This window comes from Butyrivibrio sp. FCS006 (assembly GCF_000424525.1).
Classification (GTDB): domain Bacteria; phylum Bacillota; class Clostridia; order Lachnospirales; family Lachnospiraceae; genus Butyrivibrio.
Genome location: NZ_KE384203.1, coordinates 689739 through 708757, shown reverse-complemented (window position 1 = coordinate 708757; position 19019 = coordinate 689739). Strand labels below are relative to the sequence as shown.

Genomic DNA, 19019 nt, shown 5'->3' with positions numbered 1-19019 from the left:
AAGAATTACTCCTCAATGTATTTTTTAACGAGGCTGTCGTATGTTCCGTCTTCCTTGAGTGCCTTAAGTGCTGCGTTGATCTTCTCAGCAAGCTCTGTGTTTCCCTTAGGAAGTGCGATAGCGTAGTTCTCTGGCTCGAAGTCAAAGTTTGTTCCGGGAAGGACGTCAACCTGATCAGGGAACTGAGCGCCGAATACCTCAGCGGGGTTCTTGTCTACGATAACGCAGTCAACACGGCCGTTGTTGAGGTCGTTAACAGCATCTACTGCTTTATTATAAGCGGCTACTTCAGCGCCTTCAATCTCGTCTGCGATGAACTCGCCTGTTGTTCCGAGCTGAACACCGATCTTAAGACCCTTTAAGTCATCAGCTGTTGCGATGTTTGAACCCTTTGCAACGATTACGTCCTGAACAGCTTCGTAGTAAGAATCAGAGAAATCAACTGTCTTCTTTCTCTCTTCTGTTACAGTCATACCTGCGATAGCAACGTCGATTTTGTTTCCGATAGAAGATACAAGTGAGTCAAACTCCATATCCTGGATCTGAACTTCAAATCCTGCCTTCTCACCGATTGCCTTGATAAGAGCTACGTCAAATCCGTCAGGCTTTCCGTCATCGCCAACATACTCAAAGGGTGGGAATGCAGCGTTTGTACCAACTACAAGTGTCTCGCCGGTGCTTCCGCTAGAACCGTTTGATGCGCTTCCGCAACCAACAAGTGAGCCAAGAGCTACGACTGCAGTAAGTGCTACTGCTATAATTTTCTTTTTCATAATAATATCCTCCTGTTTTTATACATTTCCTGCATAAATATTCACAATTTATGTATAATATAACAGCGATATTAAAATATATCAAGTACTAAATTTAATTTTCGTTCAGTTGCCTGAAAAAAGAGCTCATTTTTGTTTTGAGCCCCGGGGACGGAGTCAAGGGTTCATTTTTGTTTTGAGCACCAGGGACGGAGTCAAGGGCTCATTTTTTTGAGGCTGGGGGGAGTGCATCACAATAGGCTAATATTCTGTGCGATGGTTGGAAACGTAATTTCGACCACCCCACAACTTTCCTCTATGCAAAAAATAGTTGGAAATTGCAAAAAAGATTTTCGCGTCGCAAACAAGTATTTGCAAAAAACTACATCACAACGTTCCGTGGAGCCGATGGTTGTGATGTAGCCAGTATGTTAGACATCAAATTTTACAGAAACCCGGCTTTGAATTTTCCTACCAAAAGTTCATATAAAAATTTTTGTGATGCTTTTTAAAAACAGACTCCAACCAACAAGCCCATAAAGGATGTCTTGTGATGCACTTTTGACCTGTCACCTTGCAAGCAAACAAAAAAGGAGTCAAAGAGAACCATCTCCCTTGACTCCTTTTGAATTGTCTGACAATGAGCCCCTGACTCCGTCCCCAGGGTTCATTTTTGGTTTACTCAGCAATCAGATCAACATGGTGTGTGATCAAATAGTCTCCGCTATCGAGACGTTCAAACATCATGACAAGACTACTATTGTCTTCTCCGGTATAAGAGAGCATATTATTCGCGCCGTCCTGATACTGCGTTCCGAAGAATGCTCTGTACCACTCTATGAACAGTTCTCTGCTTATCACAAGCTTAATATCCGCACTCTGCTTTTTGGAAGCAATCGCTTTTGTCAGCAGATCAATCAGGTCATTAGCATATTCAACCTTATCGGTATAAATCTTGTCTGTCGCAGCTCCAAGCTTTTTTAAATTAGGTGCAGTGTTCTCAAGACCACTGTACTTGGTACCGTTGCATGCAGGGAGATACCTTGACTGATACATTCTTGAATGCATCAGATTCTTCCTGTCAGTCACGTTAAAGAAATCGTACGTCTTAGGATCTGTGTCATCCCAGGTACAGTCCACGTTGTAGTACTCATCGTCGAGCTTTATGATGTTCCAGGCATGGAGCTCTCCGCCCCATCCGATCACAAAGTATGTAGGAACACCCAGCTGTTGCATCAGATACTGGAACGCCTTGGCATATCCGCAGCAAACCGTGTAGTCGTTGGGGATAGAGCTGAAGGCGCTCTGATCCAGCGTGTTGAACATATAGGTTATCTTGTCGACCAAAGCATCGTGGATGTATTTCTCTTTATCGTAATCCGTTTCAAGGCTCTGGGCTCCTGACAGAATCTTGTTTGCATCATCATTAAATCGCAGCTTAGCCTTCGCCACATCCGGAATCTCTGCGTAGAATTTAAGGCCGACTTTTATCACTTTTCCGCTGTAATCAGACTCATAGTACTTGGTATTGTCCATCCAGAACAGCTCCGGATGATCATAGAAAACGCAGTCCCAGGCAGCAATCCATTCCTTCGGCGTGCAGTCCTCAACCGGCCTGAACTCAGGCGTCAGCGCATTTGCGTTGGCGTATATCTGCTTATATAATTTCTGCTCTTTCTCGCCGAGCATATGATAGTAAGGGTAAAAGAGCTTGTCGAACTCGGCATCTTCACCGGTTTCGCCCAAGGGTACTGTGTCCGCAATGTTCTGCGCTTCCTGAGGGTCTGTGATCTCTGTAACCTCAGGTTCTGCCAGCTTGGCATCACTCTTTTTAACAGCCTGATTCAGATATTCATCAAGCGTCAGCAGACCTTCATCACCTTGCTCTACCAGCTGTAAATACTCGTCATTACCGGGATTATAGTCCTGAAGTGATCCATCATTCATAACGTCCGTCAGATCACGCTTATCGCTATAATCACTGTAGCTCTCTTCCTGAGGCGCGAAATCTGTTGCTTCAACAACAGTCTTTACCAGCTCATCAGCATATATGAATTTGCTTGGATCCATCGATACAGTGTATGTGGTTTCCTGAGGTGCTTCCTCGCCTGATTCACCAGCACTTGCCTGTTGTACTTCCGCTTCTTCCTCTGCCGGCGGAACATAGATAGGTCCTATGCTCTGAGCTATGCCTGCTGCAACCTGCCTAACATCAGGATTTGCAGCACAAAGAAGGATGAGCGCCACAATTAGCACGATCACCCCTAGAATTAAATGCAAAAGTTTATCTACTATTTTCATCTGTGCCTCCGTGCATCCCAAAAACAGTACATTTTTTCAATTGTATTTTATCATTAAAGTGTTAAAAAACAATAAAGACACCATTACATTATTATTATCTATTGGCTTTGCTTGACATACTACGACAGTCGGTGTATATTTACTATGACAGTCGTAGTAACGATGGTCGTAGTATAAACAAACAACAGGAATAAGGTATCAGAATATGCAGGAAATCAGCAGTGATGTGATCCGAGGCTACAATGACACCATTATCCTATTTTTCCTGATGGAGGAGCCATCCTACGGATACGAGATATCCAGGAACATCAAGGCCCTGTCGGAGAACAAATATCTGATAAAAGAGACAACGCTCTACTCCGCGTTTACAAGACTTGAAAAGAACGGTTACATCACCTCTTTCAGTCAGGAAGCGGATAACGGAAAGCGCAGGACCTACTATCAGATAACCGAGGCAGGAAGAGTCTACTACAAGGAAAAATGTGAAGAGTGGCGGCTGACCAAGGATGTAATTGAGAGATTTATTTCAGATTAAGATTTTAGGGGAGAGAAGTGATATGGAAACAATTAAGAATTATCTTGAAACAATGTTTGCAAATTTGCCTGACACAGAGGAAACACGCAGGGCTAAGAGCGAGCTCTTTTCCATGATGGAAGATAAGTACAACGAGCTCAAAGCGCAGGGCATGGCCGAGAATGCCATCGTCGGAACTATCATCACCGAGTTTGGAAATATCGATGAGCTCAAGGAATCTCTGGATCTTGGCAAAAGAGATACCATCGTTCCGGTAGTTTCAGAGCCGGTGCAGACAGTTGCAACCATCGAGAATGTAACCTATGAGAGCGAAGGCAAGCGCATGCTGACAATAGACGAGGCCAATGATTATGTCATGGACAACTCACTTAGCACCTTTATTTTCGGGCTTGGCGTATTCTTCTGCATCCTCTCACCGGCCGGACCTGTGCTTTTCAGCGTCTTTGAGGACATCTTTGGAAGCAATGCCTTCACTAATTTCTTATCAAGCTTTGGCGTGGGATTTTTGTTCCTGTCAGTTGCCATCGGCGTTGGGCTGATCCTGTTATCAGGCACCAAGAGAAAGGGCTGGGAGTTCCTTGATCAGGGCAACTGTGGCCTCGAGATCGAGACAGAAGAATTTGTGAAAAAAGAGCTTGAAGAAAACAATTCAAGTCAGCACTTCATGTTCGCGCTGGGCGTTATGTGCTGCATCTGCAGCGTGATCCCGGTGAGCGTCCTTGGTGCAATGAGGATCAAGATTCTCTCAAGTGCTGTCGGACCATCACTGATCTTTGTTCTGGTCGGCATCGGAGTTTTCTTCATACTGAATTCTTCAAGAAAAGTTTCAGCTTATGAAAAGCTCCTTTCACTGAATAAAAACCCTGAGGCATAAAATGAGCCCTGGGGACGGAGTCAGGGGCTCATTTTCAGACAATTCAAAAGGAGTCAAAAGGGACGGTTCTCTTTGACTCCTTTTTTGTTTGCTTGCAAGGTGACAGGTCAAAAGTGCATCACAAGACATCCTTTATGGGCTTGTTGGTTGGAGTCTGTTTTTAAAAAGCATCACAAAAATTTTTATATGAATTTTTGGTAGGAAATTTCAAAGCCGGGTTTCTGTAAAATTTGATGTCTAACATAGTGGCTACATCACAACCATCGGCTCCACGGAACGTTGTGATGTAGTTTTTTGCAAATACTTGTTTGCGACGCGAAAATCTTTTTTGCAATTTCCAACTATTTTTTGCATAGAGGAAAGTTGTGGGGTGGTCGAAATTACGTTTCCAACCATCGCACAGAATATTAGCCTATTGTGATGCACTCCCCCCAGCCTCAAAAAAATGAGCCCTTACCTCCGTCCCCGGGGCTCAAAACAAAAATGAGCCCTTGACTCCGTCCCCGGGGCTCAAAATAAAAAGGAGTCAAAGAGAACCGTCCCCTTTGACTCCTTTTATATTACTCGATTGTTTTCTTGAAAAGATTTGCGGAATATTCTGTGAAGTTGTCCTCAACCCAGGTGGTGAATTCTGCGGGGGTGATGACTTTGTCTGCGAAGATCTCTACGACGATATCGTCGTTAACATCCACAACTCTCTTATATAACTCAACGATCAGGTCGTTAAGAAAAACCTGGGTTCCGGTGCTTGGTAACTGATCCAGCTCGATGAGAGTGTCGGTGATTTCCTTTGAAATGTGGTGTTCGTGCTTGATTGCTTCCAGAAGTTCTTTTTCGTTCTTTACCATGACCCTTTGCCTCCCCAAAAAGTGAATGTTTTTACACTATTATTCTATCACATTTGCTATAATTTTATTTGTGAAAAAAGGAAACTAAACTTCATAGTATCAGGGGGACAACATGGCACTCATTCAAGTGAACTATCTTTCAAAATCTTTGTTCAGGACCGTTCCGGTTAACGTGATTCTTCCGGTGGACAAGCTGGATTTCGAAACTTTTTCCTACGCGTCAAAAGACGGATATAAGTTCAAGACTCTCTATCTTCTTCATGGCCTTCTTGGAAACTACACCGACTGGGTGAGCGGAACCAGGATCCAGAGATGGGCGGAGGAGAAGAACCTGGCAGTTGTAATGCCATCCGGAGATAACGCCTTTTATATCAACAGCCGCATCAGCAAGAATGATTACAGCACCTTTATAGGAAAAGAGCTTGTGGAGATAACCAGAAGGATGTTCCCGTTATCTGACAAAAGAGAAGATACCTACATCGCAGGCCTTTCCATGGGAGGGTACGGTGCGCTCAGAAACGGCATTGTATATAGCGATACTTTCAGCCATGTTATCGGGCTCTCATCCGCAGTTCATCACATGGAAGAAGGCGACACCGAGAGGTTCATGGTGGAATCTCTTTTCGACGACCTTGACGAAGCCCTTAAGACTGACGTAAATCCAAGAGTTGCCTTCGAAGATCTGTTAAAAGACAAAAGACCTGTTCCGAAGTTCTATCTCTCCTGCGGAACAGAAGACGGCCTCTACGATGCCAACGTAAGATTTAGGGAATTCCTTAAGGAAAACGGAGCAGATGTGACCTGGGATGAAGAAAAACGCGGCCACGACTGGGATTTCTGGGACAGCCAGATAAAGAAAGTCATCGACTGGCTGCCGCTTGATGAAGGCGCAAGCGGCCTTAGCAGCGGTCATGTAAAGATCGAAAACGATTTGCTATAAAACAGACTTTTGGGGGAATAAGTATGGGGAACAGCATTGATAAGAAAACCAAATGGTGTTACTGCGTAGGTGCAACGGGGCGAGATGCAGCCTATGTTCTGGTCAGTATGTTTGTGCTTACCTATGTTCAGTACACCATGAAGCTCACGGTAGCTCAGTTCTCGGTGATCTCTGCAGCCATGGTTGTCTGCATGGTCTGGGATGCGGTAAATGACCTTCTCATGAGTACCATAATCGAGAACTGCCATTTTAAATGCGGTAAGTTCAGACCCTTCATCATTGTCGGGGCAATACTGAACGCCATCGTCATCATCGCGATGTTCACCATAAGACCGACAGGCTGGGCTTTTGTCTTTTTCTTCAGTTTCATTTATCTGTGCTGGGGAATGACCTACACTATCAACGACATCGCTTACTGGGGCATGCTTCCAAGCCTCTCCAGCGACCCGAAGGAAAGAGACTCCCTGGTAACTCTTATGGGAATCTTTATCTGTGTCGGTCAGTTCCTGGTGGCAGGACTTGTTCCGATAGTCATCGCAGGTAACGCAGTCATGGCCTTCAGAGTTGTGGCCCTCATAGTTGCACTTGGCTTTGTTGCGTTCCAGACCCTGACATTTCTTGGAGTAACCGAGACCAAAAGACGTGACGACAATAACAACAAAGTCGGCTTAAAGAGCATGGCCGGAATCCTTGCAAGGAACGACCAGCTCATCACTGTGGGCATAGCTTACATCCTGTTCTGCGTGGGGCAGCAGCTCTTGTTCCTCCTTGCGCTGAACTTCTTTTACTTCCAGTTCGGATACTCAGAGAGCGGAAACCTTGTAACGATATTTACTGTGATGTACGGCCTTGGAACCATGCTGGCACAGTTTGCATACCCAATCCTCTCAGCCAGATTTTCCAGAAACAGGATCATAACCTGTACGCTGATCTGCCTTGTGATAGGGTATCTTATTCTTCCTTGGTTATGGCTACATAATCCCTGCAAACATCATACTTCTCAACATACTTGGCTTTGTGATCTTCTTTGCCCAGGCCCTTTATAACCTGGCGGTCATCGTCATGGTCAACAACACAATAGAGTACGACGAGTACAAGTACGGAGAGAGACATGACAGTATAATCTCAGCCATCAGGTCTTTTGCCGTAAAACTATCTAACGCCCTGAACCAGGCAGCAGCTTCTCTGATACTGATAGTCAGCGGAATCTACGCAGTGAGCCAGAACATCAGCGCGCTGGAGATGGAAGTCGGAGCAGGCACCATTGACAGACAGACGGCGCTCTCTCAGGCCGACAGCTTCATCGCCACAGTCCAGCCCTCCCAGACTCTGACCCTGAGAATAGGAATGGTCTTCGTTCCGCTGATCATGATGACTCTGGCATATCTGATACTGAGAGCCAGATACAAAATTGATGAGAAAGAGTACGACAGAATCGTTGCGGAGATAGCCAAAAGGCAATTATAATAAAGTCAGAAACCGGTAACTGCTTTAAATGGAGAAAAGAACATGACAGACAGAATAGAAGTTTTCACACACAGCAGCATCAGGATAAAAGATGATTCAAGAACCATTTACGTAGATCCTTACAAGATCAGGGAAGACTATAAGGACGCAGATTATATCTTCGTTACCCACGGACACTACGACCACTTTTCCGTGGAGGATATTAAGAAGGTTGCCACGAAATCCACAATACTGGTGGTTCCCGAGAGCATGGTCGATGACGCGAGGGAAGTTGAGATTTTGGTAAAAGAGATCGTGACAGTAAAGCCCGGTGACAAGAAAGAAATAGAGGGTCTGGAAGTTGAGGCTGTTCCTGCCTATAACAACATAAAGCCCTTCCACCCAAAGAGAGCAGAATGGGTTGGATATATCCTTTGCATGGGTGGCAAGCGCATTTACATCGCAGGCGACACCGGACTTACCAAGGAATCAAAGGAAGTTAAGTGCGACATCGCAATGGTGCCCATCGGCGGAACCTACACCATGGATGCCAAGAAGGCAGCAGATCTTATCAACATCATTAAGCCTTCGGTTGCAATCCCGATACACTACGGAAGCGTGGTTGGCAAGCCATCGGATGCCGAGCATTTTGCAGAGCTGGTAAAAGAGCCTGTGGAGGTAGTCACCAAGATCCAGTATTTTGACTAAAGAATTATGAGGAGTTTCCGCTAAGGAGACTCCTTTTTAGAAGATAAGTTTGGGAGGAGAGCATATGCCGGGACCGGGATTTCATGGGGGATTGGGACCAAGAGGTTTTTTGACAGACGAAGAAAAAAATAATCTGCCTCAGGTGGATTCGAAACTCCTTGTCAGGATTCTTTCGTATATGAAGCCTTACTGGCTTCAGTTTGTATTTGTCTTTGTGGCAATACTTATAAGTGCTGTGGTAGGTCTTTTGCCATCTATTATCACAGGTAAGATCGTGGATGAAGCCCTTATCAACAAGGATATGGCGCTCCTTGTCCGCCTTCTTCTCATGGCCTTTGCAACTCTTGCTGCTTCGCAGATCGTGGGAGTTTTGGAGCGCTACATAAATGCCTGGATCGCGCAGCGCATCATCTATGACATGAAGAACGAGATGTATCACCATCTGCAGTACATGCCACATTCTTTCTTTACCACAGAGAAACAGGGTGACATCATAACCCGCATGAATACTGATATCAGCGGAGTCAGCAGCGTGATTTCGGGAACGCTCTCAAGTGTTGTATCAAACGCAGCGACACTTATAACCACACTGGTTGCGCTCTTTGCCATGAGCTGGAAACTGGCAATTGTGGGCGTCATCATCATACCGCTCTTGATCCTTCCAACCAAGAGAGTCGGCAAGAACCAGTGGAAGATCCGCACGGATTCCCAGGCCAAGAACGATGAGATGAATCAGCTGATAAATGAAACCTTAAGCGTCAGCGGTTCAATGCTGGTCAAGCTCTTTACAAGAGAGGAGCGCGAGTTTGAGAAATTCAAAAAGACCAACGAGGAGCTCACGGCGCTGAACTTAAAGGAGCAGAGGAGTGGCAGCTGGTTCAGGGTTGTCATGGGAATGTTCACTCAGGTAGGACCTCTTCTTATGTACTTTGCAGGAGGTTACCTTATCATTTCAAAGCTGGATGAGAGCCTTACCGTCGGTATGATCACAGCCATGGTTGCCCTGATAAACAGGCTCTATCGCCCGGTTCAGGAGCTTTTAAACCTTCAGGTCGACTTCACAAGAAGCCTTGCGCTCTTTACCAGGATCTTTGCGTACTTCGACATGAAGAGCGATATAGTTTCACCTGAAAATGGTAAAAGACCTGATGTCCGTTGCAAGGATATCGAGTATAGCCACGTGAAGTTTGCCTATGATCCTGAGGTTCCAATCTTAAAAGACGTTAACTTTACGGTACCGGGAGGCAAGATGTATGCCATCGTAGGTCCATCCGGTTCAGGCAAATCCACTGTTGTAAACCTTATCCCAAGGCTCTACGATGTGCTTGGAGGCTCAGTTAAGATAGGCGGCGTCGACGTACGCGACTTCGACCTTTCATATCTTAGATCAAACATCGGAGTGGTAACTCAGGAGACTTATCTTTTCAACGGAACCATAAAAGAGAACCTCCTCTATGCCAAGGAAGATGCCACGGATGAAGAACTGATACAGGCTTGCAAAAACGCCAACATCCACGACTTTATCGCATCCCAGCCTGAAGGCTACAACACAATGGTGGGTAACAGAGGACTTAAGCTCTCAGGCGGTGAGAAGCAGAGACTTTCAATCGCAAGAGTAATCCTGAAAGACCCCAAGATCCTGATCCTGGACGAAGCTACAAGTGCTCTTGATTCAATATCAGAGAACGCGATCCAAGATGCCCTTGAGCTCCTTATGCAGGGCAGGACCAGCATCGTGATTGCCCACAGACTCTCGACCATCTTAAAAGCCGACGCCATACTGGTAGTTAAAGACGGCGTTATCGCCGAGCAGGGATCTCATGAATCACTTCTTGCGCTAGGCGGCATATACAAAGAACTCTATGAAACCCAGTTCCGACTTGTCCTTGATATGGAGGGCGAGGGAGACGTGCAGAAAACTGACTATTGGGGTAATATAGAAGAAGACACAATTGGCTTCTAGCCACAAAGGAGATTTATATGAACGAAACAGTTACACTTACAATCGGAAAACAGAAGAACATTGCCCTTATCGCTCACGACGGTAAGAAAGCTGAGCTTATTAAATGGTGCAAGGACAATGCAGAAATATTAAAAAGACATTTCCTCTGCGGAACAGGTACTACAGCCCGCATGATAACAGATGCAACAGACCTTCCCGTAAGAGGCTACAACTCAGGCCCTCTTGGCGGAGATCAGCAGATTGGTGCCAAGATCGTTGAAGGCAAGATTGATTTTGTAATATTCTTCTCAGACCCGTTAACAGCTGCACCTCACGATCCTGATGTAAAGGCTCTTATGAGAATTGCACAGGTTTATGACATTCCTTTTGCCAACAACAAGGCAACAGCAGATTTCCTCATTAACTCCAAATTTATGGATGAGGAGTACGACCACGAAGTTATCAATTTCAAGCAGAATATAGCAAACAGAGCAGAGACACTGCCAGCGCAGATGTAAATTATATTTCAAAGGGAGAGAGATTATGCAGAGAGTAGTAGATTTTTTGAAAGCAGCAAACACATATTATCTTGCAACGGTTGACGGAGATCAGCCAAGAGTAAGACCTTTCGGAACAGCTCATGTTTTTGAAGGCAAGCTCTACATCCAGACTGGCAAGGTAAAAGACGTATCCAAGCAGATTCATGCTAATCCCAAGGTTGAGATCTGTGCATTTATGAACGGTGAGTGGCTCAGAGTAGCAGGTGAGCTTGTTGAGGATGACAGGATCGAAGCAAGACAGTCCATGCTGGATGCTTATCCATCACTTCAGGGAATGTATAAGGCAGATGACGGAAACACAGAAGTTTTCTACTTCAAGAATGCCACAGCAACCTTCAGCTCCTTTACAAAAGCACCAGAGACTGTTACATTCTGATAGGACTAAAACTAACGTTAGGAGATTTGAATATACATGCTGTTCTTTTTGATGAACCCCATTGTTATGCACGGCGGACTGCTTGTGGCAGCAGCTGCCATACCTGCGGTATTTCTTATGATCAAGGTTTACCGCTCTGACAGACTTGAGAAGGAGAGCCCATATCTTATCAAAAAGCTTATATGGGCAGGCCTTTTCTCAGTGCTGCTGGCTCTTGTTGAAGAGACCGTGCTGTCGTTTATATTGGGGATCTTTGTACCGGTGGAATCGCCACTTTATAACATCATCATGTTCTTTGTTATTGTGGCATTTTCCGAGGAGACTTCCAAATATCTTTTCATGTACAGAAAGACCTGGAGGAATCCTGAGTTTAACTGCCAGTATGACGGAGTTGTATATGCGGTCATAACATCCCTTAGCTTTGCACTCTTTGAAAACATCACTTATGTAGTGAGCTATGGCCTTGGTACAGCGCTGATTAGAGCTGTCACAGCAATCCCGGGACATGCGAGCTTTGGTGTATTCATGGGAGTATTCTACGGAATAGCCAAGAGATGCGATTACAGAGGAAATAAGTCAGGTGCATCGTTCTTTAAATGCATGGCAATACTGGTACCGGCTCTTTTACACGGAGCATATGACTACATCGCAACCATTGAGGCAGACAGTGGCGACTGGTCCTTCCTGGTGTTCATTATCATCATGTTTATCATCAGTTATATCCTCATTGGCAAGCAGGCAAAAAAGGACAGACCTATAAACTATTAATTAAGCAAGTATAAACAAATTGTTAAAAATGTGCTAGTCAATGCTAAGAATGTCCGATTTTTTTCTGAAAACTTCCAAAATATAATGACATTATCAAGACAAGATAATGTCATTATTTTTTTAGGAAAAGGGAGGTTTTAAGAAATGAGAAGAAGTCTTTCAGTAATCGTAACAGCAGCTATGGTTCTTTCACTTGTTGGCTGTGGTGTTCAGGCTCCTGAAGCACCTGCACAGGCAGAAGCACCCGCTGCTACAGAAGCACCTGCAGCAGAAGCACCTGCAGCAGAGGCACCGGCAGCAGAAGCACCTGCAGCAGAGCCTGCAGCTGATGCAATCACACTGGTTATGGCAGAGGTTAACCCTCTTGACACAATCGTTGGTATGACAGACCAGAAGTTCAAGGAAGAGGTTGAGGCAAGATCAAATGGATCAATTCTCATCGATCTTCAGGCAAGTGGTGTTCTTGGATCAGAGAACGACGTACTTGATTCAATGCTCGGCGGCGGCGGAACAATCGATATGTCCCGTATCTCAGCTTTCGCTCTTACAAGCTACGGCGGACAGAAGTCAATGCTTCTTTCACTTCCATACATCTTCACAAGTCGTGATCACTTCTGGAAGTTCGCTACATCAGATCTTGCACAGGAATTCCTTCAGGAGTCTTCAGAGAACGGTTCAGGCGTAAGAGGTCTTTTCTATGGTGAGGAAGGTTTCCGTCATTTCTTCACATCTTATGAGATCTCAGATATCAACTCCTTCAAGGGCAAGAAGATCCGTGTTTCTAACGACCCTGTTATGAACGGTCTCGTTGAAAGTCTTGGAGCATCTCCTACAGTTGTTGCATTCGGTGAGCTTTATTCAGCTCTTCAGACCGGCGTTGTTGACGGTGCTGAGCAGCCTATCGCTAACTACAAGTCAAACGCATTCCCTGAGGTTGCACCTTACATGATCCTCGACGGACATACACTCGGTGCTATCCAGGTTGTTATCACAGACGAAGCATGGAACAAGCTCTCAGCTGAGCAGCAGCAGGTTCTCGTTGATGCAGGTAAGGCAGCATCAGAGTATAACCGCTCAATCTCAGAAGAGAAGGAGAAGGAAGTTCTCGAAGAGCTCAAGGCTGAGGGTGTTACAATCGTTGAAGTTGACGACATCACACCTTGGCAGGAAGCAGTTAAGCCTGTAATCGAAGAGAACATCAAGGGTCTTGAGGACTACTACCAGAAGATAGTTGACCTTGGCAAATAATTTAGAGGAATAGGTGCCGTATGAAATCATTTTTCGATGCGGTAGATAAGATCAAGCCTATATACGATGTTGCTTATAAAGTGGTACTTTTCATATGTAAGCTCTTGCTGGTGGCAGATATTCTGATCACCAGCATGAGCGTTCTTGGAAGATACGTGTCTTTTGTTCCGGACCCTGCATGGAGTGAGGAGATAGTCCTCACCCTCATGTCCTATATGGCCGTTTTGTCAGCAGCCCTGGCAATCAGACGCGGAGCTCACATTCGTATGACTGCGCTGGATGTTTATCTCCCCAAAAAGCTTTTAAAAATTTTAGATCTGATTGCAGATGCATTTATCATGGTACTTGCATTTGTAATGCTTATAGTTGGTTGGCAGTATGCAACTACTCTGGGTGCAAAGGCATCCTATGTATCACTGCCCAAGCTCTCCAAGTTCTGGATGTATTTCCCGATTCCGATCGCCGGATTTGCAATGATCATCTTTGAGCTTGAAGCTATCTACAACCACATCAAAGGATTTTTCATAAAGGGGGAGGATAAGTGATGGCTGTGAATACAACTGCCATTGCGATATTGCTGGTAAGCTTTATCGTAATGATATTCTTAAGATTCCATATCGCTTATGCGGTAGCACTTTCATCTATCTTCTGCCTTTTATATCAGGGACTTCCTCTGACAACAGTATGTCAGCAGATGGTTAAGGGAATCAGCTCCTTCAGTCTTATGGCTGTCCCCTTCTTTATCACCATGGGCTGCCTTATGGGCAGTGGTGGTATTTCCGAGAAGCTGATCGCCCTTGCTGACTCCTGCGTTGGATGGATGACAGGTGGAATGGCGATGGTTAACATCGTTGCTTCCTACTTCTTTGGAGGAATTTCAGGTTCTGCTGCTGCAGATACTGCATCCCTCGGAAGTATCCTTATTCCTATGATGGTTGAACAGGGATATGATGATGACTTTTCAACAGCGGTAACAATTACCTCATCCTGTGAGGGACTTCTTGTTCCGCCAAGCCATAACATGGTCATCTACGCCATGAGTGCCGGCGGTGTGTCTGTAGGAAGCTTGTTCCTCGCAGGATATCTTCCCGGAGCACTCCTTGCAGCTTCCCTTATGATCGGCTCTTACATTATTTCAAAGAGACGTCATTATCCTAAGGGAGATGCATTTAGTTTAAAGAAATTTGCAAAGCAGCTCAGTATCTCCTTCTGGGCGCTGGCAGCGATCATAATCGTTGTTGTGGGCGTTGTAGGCGGAGTTTTCACAGCTACCGAGTCAGCTGCTATTGCTGTTATCTATAGCCTTATCGTCAGTGTATTTATCTATAAGGGACTGGATTGGAAAGGCGTTTGGAAGACCCTCGAACAGTGCGTAGACACACTTTCAATCGTTATGATCCTCATCTCAACTTCCAGTATCTTCGGATATTGCCTGACAACACTTCATGTGCCTGATCTTGCAGCTAATGCAATCATCGGCCTTACAAGAAATCCGGTTCTTATAGCACTTCTCTTGAACCTGATCCTTCTTGTACTTGGATGTATCATGGATATGGCGCCGATCATCCTGATCGCAACACCTATCCTTCTTCCAATCGCAACATCAATTGGCATCAACCCTATCCAGTTTGGTATAATGATCATACTTAACTGTGGTATCGGACTCTTAACACCTCCTGTAGGTGCGGTTCTGTTCATCGGTTCTGCGGTTGGTAAAGTTAAGATGGAGAAAGTAGTTAAGGCAACACTGCCATTCTATCTGTGCATGATCGTTGTTCTTATGCTGCTTACTTTCATACCTGAGATCAGTATGTTCCTCCCGAATTTACTGACCAAATAAAGATTTCCGAAAGGTCTTTTTATGGAATACAGATTTAAATGTGATGTGAAGGCCGGGGATCTGTGGAAGATGGCAATGGCCAGGACCTACAGGTCACTGATAGGACTGGTCAATGTTATCTTCACTGTAGCGATGATCCTTTTGACAATTCGTTTTTGGCCTACAGCATCGGATCTATTCAGAGTACTTATGATTCTTGGATGCATTCTTTTTCCTGTTATCCAGCCTCTTGCAATCTACGGCAACAGCGTTAAGCAGCTGGAAGATCTGCCAAAGGATATGGAGCTTCTCTTTAACGATGGCGGAGTACGCGTCTTCGTAGGGGAAAAGAGCGAGTCCCTTGCCTGGAAGAGAATTAAGAATGCAATTAAGAGGAGCAACATGATAGTGGTAATGTCGGATGACAGCCACGGATACATGCTCACCAACAGAGTCCTGGGTGATCAAAAGGAGGAGTTTTATCAATATATCTGTAAGAAGATCAGGGGCTAGTTTTAAATAGTAATTTAAAAGGGGCAGCGCTATAATTATTGATATAACTATAACGCGGCCTCTTATTTTTTGATTATGGACAAGATACGAAATTTCTGGGAAACTCTCACCATTAAAAATAAAATAGCGGTCTTCACCATAAGCGTATTTGTGGCGCTATCTCTGTCGGTGCTCTTTGATGCATGGGTTGTTAAGCTCTTTACCAAGGACTTCAACGACATCATGGAAGATAACTCAAGAGGCGGAGAGATTGTAAATGCCATTAAACGTGAGACAGACGCCTTTGATGAGTATATACGTGGCACAGGTTCCACGGATCAGGAGGCCTGGGAAAAGAGTGTGGAGGCTACCCGCGAGGCTATCTATGCCGTTCCGCTGGACTACACACACCTTGGGGATTCCAGGTTTGCTGTACTTCAGTCGCTGCAGAGCGCATACGAGGTCTACTGCAGCAAAAGAAATCAGGTCATAACGGACTATATGTCCGAGAACATATATGTAGATAAACTCTACGACGTTTACAACATGCAAAATTACCTCTCGGTCTATGCCCAGAGATTTGTTGACGTCACCATGCAGGAGGGAAATGAGAGCTACAGGACCATGCTCCCTGTGGTTGCAAGAGTTCCGTTTATCACAGCGGCACTCAGCATTGCCCTTTTCTTTGTAATATTCCAGATCTCACAGATGCTTAACAGCAGCGTTACAAAGCCCGTACTTAAGCTGGCTAACGCTTCAAGGAGAATTGCCAACAACGACTTTTTTATCGACGACGTTGTGGTTGACAACAAGGATGAGCTTGGGCAGATGGTATCGGCCTTTAACAAGATGAAATTTGCCACCGGCGAATACATCAAGGCCATGGAGGAAAAGAGGGAAGCGCTGGACCAGCTCCACGTGCAGGAGCTTGAGAATCTCGAGATTGAGAAGCAGATGGAGACCATGAACTTAGAGCTCTTAAAGAGCCAGATCAATCCGCACTTTCTTTTCAACACCCTGAACGTAATCGCAGGAACAGCTAACCTTGAGGGGGCTCAGACCACTGAGCAGATGATAGAAGCCCTAAGTTCACTCTTTAGATATAACTTAAAGACCCAGGCAAAAGAGTCTCTCCTGGCCCAGGAGCTCAAGATTTCAAGGGACTATATGTACCTTCAGAAGATGAGATTTGGCGACAGGGTGCAGTTTGATATTGAATGTGATGTCGATGAGAACAAGGTGATCGTTCCCACCTTTACCTTCCAGCCGCTTCTTGAGAACGCCATAATCCACGGCATTTCTCCAAGAGTTGAGGGCGGTAAGGTACAGATAAAAGTAAAGCAGCAGGAAGATAAACTCCTTATTGAGGTGTCAGATACAGGCGCCGGAATGGACGAGGAGACTCTTTTAAGGATAAGAGCCGGCCTTGAAGGCGGCGAGGATACACCTCTTGATGAAGATATTGTCGGCATCGGACTTGGCAATATCAACAGGCGAATCAAAGGAATGTATGAGGGCGGAAGCCTTTCGATAAACAGCACACTGGGAGAGGGAACAACAATCCTTATGACCCTTCCCCTTCACAGAGTAGATGACTAAAGGAGCAGCGATGTACAGAATACTGGTTGCAGACGACGAGCCCATTGAGAGGCTGGTAATTGACAAGAAGATAAAAGCTTTTTTTCCTGACCAGACAGAAGTAGTGCTGGCTGAGAACGGCATTCAGGCTGTGAAGCTCTTTTTTGAAAAAGACTGCCAGATCGCAATCCTGGATATTGAGATGCCGGGAATGAACGGCCTTGATGCTGCGGCTGAGATAAAGAAGGAAAGTCCTCACAGCAGCGTTGTGTTCCTGACGGCCTTTGATGAGTTCAATTACGCCAAAAGAGCTATCGAGATAAGGGCACTTGATTACCTGCTTAAACCGGGCTCTGATGAGGATCTTGTGAACGTACTTGAGGAGGCTTTTAATATCTGCGACAGATATGGAAGCGGCGTAAATACCCTGGACAGAGAGCCTGTAGCCCAGCCTCATGATGATGATAGTGACACACCACCCAACGTTTTTGTTGGTCAGGTGCAGGAATATATTGATACGCACTACAAGGAGGATATTGCTCTCCTTGATCTGGCCGGAGTTTTCGGATATTCGGATGTCTATTTCTGCAAGCTCTTTAAGCAGAACTTTGGCAAGAACTTCATTACCTACCTCAACGAATACAGAATGGATAAGGCAAAAGAGCTTTTGGCAAACCCTGCAATAAATATCAAGGATGTCAGTGCCCTTGCCGGCTACAGGGATGCCAACTACTTCACCAGAGTATTCAAGAGAATGGTGGGTAAGACACCAAGTGAGTATAGAATAGGGGTTATGGGGATATGAACAGCAGACGCAGATATATAGCTATAACTGCATGTGTCCTTTTGCTCCTTGTTGTAGTAGCCTTTGGGATTAGTACCATCAGGGAAAAGAAAGCGGAGGAGTCGGCACCTGAGTATGTCTTTTTATACGCAGAGAACCAGATAGCTGACTATCCGACAACCCATGGAGCAAACAGGTTTGCAGAGCTTGTCTATGAGAGGACAGACGGCAGAATAAAGATACTGGTCAAGCCCGATGCGGAGCTTGGAAGTGAGATGCAGGTTATTCAGCAGATGCAGTACGGTGGCATTGCTTTTGCAAGAATATCCCTGTCACAGCTTGCGGAGTACATGCCTGAGATGAATGTGCTTCAGATGCCTTATCTTTACAGCGGATCTGAGCACATGTGGAGGGTTCTTGACGGTGAGATCGGGGATGAATTTCTTTTAAAAACAAGAGATCACGATCTGGTGGGACTGTCTTGGTATGACGCCGGTGCGAGAAACTTCTACAGCACATCGCCTATTACCTGCCTTGAGGATATAAAGGGCATGAATATAAGAGTTCAGGAGTCCGACATGATGGCGGACATGGTATCGGCCCTTGGCGCAAACCCGTCCAAGATCGTATATTCTGAAGTATATTCTGCCATTGAGCAGGGACTTGTTGACGGAGCTGAGAACAACTGGCCTTCCTACGAGGCTATGAGGCACTACATGGTTGCCAGATACTACACTATAGATGAGCACACAAGAGTTCCGGAGCTTCAGATATGCTCCAAGGCAGTTTGGGACAAACTCTCAGAGAGTGATCAGAAGATCATAGAGGAGTGCGCCAGAGAGTCGGCACTTTATGAGCGCGTGTTGTGGGAAGAGAGAGAAAAGAGTTCCAGAGAAGTTGCAGAGAAAAGTGGTATTACCGTGATCGAGCTTTCGCCTGAAGAAAAACTTCGCTTCCGTGATGCTATGCAATCAGTGTATACTAAGTATTGCAGAGATCAAATGGATATACTGCAGGCTATTATGGAGTACTGAGAAAGGAACTTTGA

The 19019-nt window shown here is 45.3% G+C and carries 18 protein-coding genes and 1 pseudogene; 16 read left to right on the top strand and 3 right to left on the bottom strand.

Annotation, left to right across the window (positions count from 1 at the left end):
* Window positions 1-5 precede the first annotated feature (5 nt).
* Both G633_RS0110365 and G633_RS0110360 read right to left on the bottom strand, forming a co-directional pair.
* Window positions 6-773, bottom strand: a complete 768-nt coding sequence (locus G633_RS0110365; protein ID WP_026519868.1) for a basic amino acid ABC transporter substrate-binding protein — start codon at window positions 771-773, stop codon at window positions 6-8.
* Window positions 774-1430: 657 nt separating this feature from the next.
* A complete protein-coding gene (locus tag G633_RS0110360; RefSeq protein ID WP_026519867.1) occupies window positions 1431-3053 on the bottom strand; it encodes a transglutaminase domain-containing protein in 1623 nt (540 codons plus the stop codon).
* A gap of 205 nt (window positions 3054-3258) precedes the next feature.
* On the opposite strand from G633_RS0110360, the gene G633_RS0110355 reads away from it, so the two are divergent.
* Window positions 3259-3588 (top strand): PadR family transcriptional regulator, encoded by a 330-nt coding sequence (locus G633_RS0110355; RefSeq protein WP_026512618.1) that lies wholly within the window; start codon window positions 3259-3261, stop codon window positions 3586-3588.
* Between the two features lie 22 nt (window positions 3589-3610).
* A complete protein-coding gene (locus G633_RS0110350; protein ID WP_026519866.1) occupies window positions 3611-4462 on the top strand; it encodes a permease prefix domain 1-containing protein in 852 nt (283 codons plus the stop codon).
* A 560-nt stretch (window positions 4463-5022) separates the two neighbouring features.
* Here the strand turns inward: G633_RS0110350 and G633_RS0110345 are convergent.
* A complete protein-coding gene (locus tag G633_RS0110345; protein WP_022770231.1) occupies window positions 5023-5310 on the bottom strand; it encodes a hypothetical protein in 288 nt (95 codons plus the stop codon).
* A 112-nt stretch (window positions 5311-5422) separates the two neighbouring features.
* On the opposite strand from G633_RS0110345, the gene G633_RS0110340 reads away from it, so the two are divergent.
* The 14 genes and pseudogenes from G633_RS0110340 to G633_RS0110270 all read left to right on the top strand — a co-directional run bounded on the left by G633_RS0110340 (window position 5423) and on the right by G633_RS0110270 (window position 19005).
* On the top strand, window positions 5423-6250 hold the full coding sequence (locus G633_RS0110340) for an alpha/beta hydrolase (RefSeq protein WP_026519865.1): 828 nt from the start codon (window positions 5423-5425) through the stop codon (window positions 6248-6250).
* A 23-nt stretch (window positions 6251-6273) separates the two neighbouring features.
* A pseudogene (locus G633_RS0110335) lies at window positions 6274-7717 on the top strand (MFS transporter).
* 42 nt (window positions 7718-7759) lie between these two features.
* Window positions 7760-8404 (top strand): MBL fold metallo-hydrolase, encoded by a 645-nt coding sequence (locus G633_RS0110325; protein WP_026519862.1) that lies wholly within the window; start codon window positions 7760-7762, stop codon window positions 8402-8404.
* A 109-nt stretch (window positions 8405-8513) separates the two neighbouring features.
* On the top strand, window positions 8514-10367 hold the full coding sequence (locus G633_RS18085) for an ABC transporter ATP-binding protein (protein WP_330363347.1): 1854 nt from the start codon (window positions 8514-8516) through the stop codon (window positions 10365-10367).
* A 17-nt stretch (window positions 10368-10384) separates the two neighbouring features.
* Window positions 10385-10864 (top strand): methylglyoxal synthase, encoded by a 480-nt coding sequence (locus G633_RS0110315; protein ID WP_026519861.1) that lies wholly within the window; start codon window positions 10385-10387, stop codon window positions 10862-10864.
* A 25-nt stretch (window positions 10865-10889) separates the two neighbouring features.
* Complete coding sequence (locus G633_RS0110310) at window positions 10890-11282, top strand: pyridoxamine 5'-phosphate oxidase family protein (protein WP_022770239.1); 393 nt, start codon at window positions 10890-10892, stop codon at window positions 11280-11282.
* Between the two features lie 36 nt (window positions 11283-11318).
* Window positions 11319-12050, top strand: coding sequence for a PrsW family intramembrane metalloprotease (locus G633_RS0110305; RefSeq protein ID WP_026519860.1), 732 nt, complete (start codon window positions 11319-11321; stop codon window positions 12048-12050).
* A gap of 144 nt (window positions 12051-12194) precedes the next feature.
* Window positions 12195-13298: a TRAP transporter substrate-binding protein gene (locus tag G633_RS0110300; RefSeq protein ID WP_035771056.1), complete on the top strand. Its 1104-nt coding sequence runs from the start codon at window positions 12195-12197 to the stop codon at window positions 13296-13298.
* Between the two features lie 20 nt (window positions 13299-13318).
* Window positions 13319-13843 (top strand): TRAP transporter small permease, encoded by a 525-nt coding sequence (locus G633_RS0110295; protein ID WP_026519858.1) that lies wholly within the window; start codon window positions 13319-13321, stop codon window positions 13841-13843.
* Window positions 13843-15138 carry a TRAP transporter large permease gene (locus tag G633_RS0110290; protein WP_026519857.1) on the top strand — a complete coding sequence of 432 codons (1296 nt, stop codon included), beginning with the start codon at window positions 13843-13845 and terminating at the stop codon, window positions 15136-15138. Before G633_RS0110295 ends, G633_RS0110290 begins: the two co-directional genes overlap by 1 nt.
* Window positions 15139-15159: 21 nt before the next feature.
* Window positions 15160-15630: a YcxB family protein gene (locus G633_RS0110285; protein WP_022770245.1), complete on the top strand. Its 471-nt coding sequence runs from the start codon at window positions 15160-15162 to the stop codon at window positions 15628-15630.
* 75 nt (window positions 15631-15705) lie between these two features.
* The gene (locus tag G633_RS0110280) at window positions 15706-17208 is read left to right on the top strand and encodes a sensor histidine kinase (RefSeq protein ID WP_022770247.1); all 1503 of its coding nucleotides are present in this window, start codon (window positions 15706-15708) and stop codon (window positions 17206-17208) included.
* Window positions 17201-17992, top strand: coding sequence for a response regulator transcription factor (locus G633_RS0110275; protein WP_242838858.1), 792 nt, complete (start codon window positions 17201-17203; stop codon window positions 17990-17992). The genes G633_RS0110280 and G633_RS0110275 overlap by 8 nt, the downstream gene beginning before the upstream one ends.
* The gene (locus tag G633_RS0110270) at window positions 17989-19005 is read left to right on the top strand and encodes a TRAP transporter substrate-binding protein (RefSeq protein WP_035771053.1); all 1017 of its coding nucleotides are present in this window, start codon (window positions 17989-17991) and stop codon (window positions 19003-19005) included. Before G633_RS0110275 ends, G633_RS0110270 begins: the two co-directional genes overlap by 4 nt.
* The last annotated feature ends 14 nt before the right edge of the window (window positions 19006-19019 follow it).

Coding starts and splice junctions, on each gene's coding strand:
- G633_RS0110365 (WP_026519868.1), bottom strand. CDS start 773: ATGAAAAAGAAAATTATAGCAGTAGCACTTACTGCAGTCGTAGCTCTT.
- G633_RS0110280 (WP_022770247.1), top strand. CDS start 15,706: ATGGACAAGATACGAAATTTCTGGGAAACTCTCACCATTAAAAATAAA.
- G633_RS0110355 (WP_026512618.1), top strand. CDS start 3,259: ATGCAGGAAATCAGCAGTGATGTGATCCGAGGCTACAATGACACCATT.
- G633_RS0110270 (WP_035771053.1), top strand. CDS start 17,989: ATGAACAGCAGACGCAGATATATAGCTATAACTGCATGTGTCCTTTTG.
- G633_RS0110340 (WP_026519865.1), top strand. CDS start 5,423: ATGGCACTCATTCAAGTGAACTATCTTTCAAAATCTTTGTTCAGGACC.
- G633_RS0110300 (WP_035771056.1), top strand. CDS start 12,195: ATGAGAAGAAGTCTTTCAGTAATCGTAACAGCAGCTATGGTTCTTTCA.
- G633_RS0110285 (WP_022770245.1), top strand. CDS start 15,160: ATGGAATACAGATTTAAATGTGATGTGAAGGCCGGGGATCTGTGGAAG.
- G633_RS0110350 (WP_026519866.1), top strand. CDS start 3,611: ATGGAAACAATTAAGAATTATCTTGAAACAATGTTTGCAAATTTGCCT.
- G633_RS0110360 (WP_026519867.1), bottom strand. CDS start 3,053: ATGAAAATAGTAGATAAACTTTTGCATTTAATTCTAGGGGTGATCGTG.
- G633_RS0110315 (WP_026519861.1), top strand. CDS start 10,385: ATGAACGAAACAGTTACACTTACAATCGGAAAACAGAAGAACATTGCC.
- G633_RS0110325 (WP_026519862.1), top strand. CDS start 7,760: ATGACAGACAGAATAGAAGTTTTCACACACAGCAGCATCAGGATAAAA.
- G633_RS0110295 (WP_026519858.1), top strand. CDS start 13,319: ATGAAATCATTTTTCGATGCGGTAGATAAGATCAAGCCTATATACGAT.
- G633_RS0110345 (WP_022770231.1), bottom strand. CDS start 5,310: ATGGTAAAGAACGAAAAAGAACTTCTGGAAGCAATCAAGCACGAACAC.
- G633_RS0110305 (WP_026519860.1), top strand. CDS start 11,319: ATGCTGTTCTTTTTGATGAACCCCATTGTTATGCACGGCGGACTGCTT.
- G633_RS0110275 (WP_242838858.1), top strand. CDS start 17,201: ATGACTAAAGGAGCAGCGATGTACAGAATACTGGTTGCAGACGACGAG.
- G633_RS0110310 (WP_022770239.1), top strand. CDS start 10,890: ATGCAGAGAGTAGTAGATTTTTTGAAAGCAGCAAACACATATTATCTT.
- G633_RS0110290 (WP_026519857.1), top strand. CDS start 13,843: ATGGCTGTGAATACAACTGCCATTGCGATATTGCTGGTAAGCTTTATC.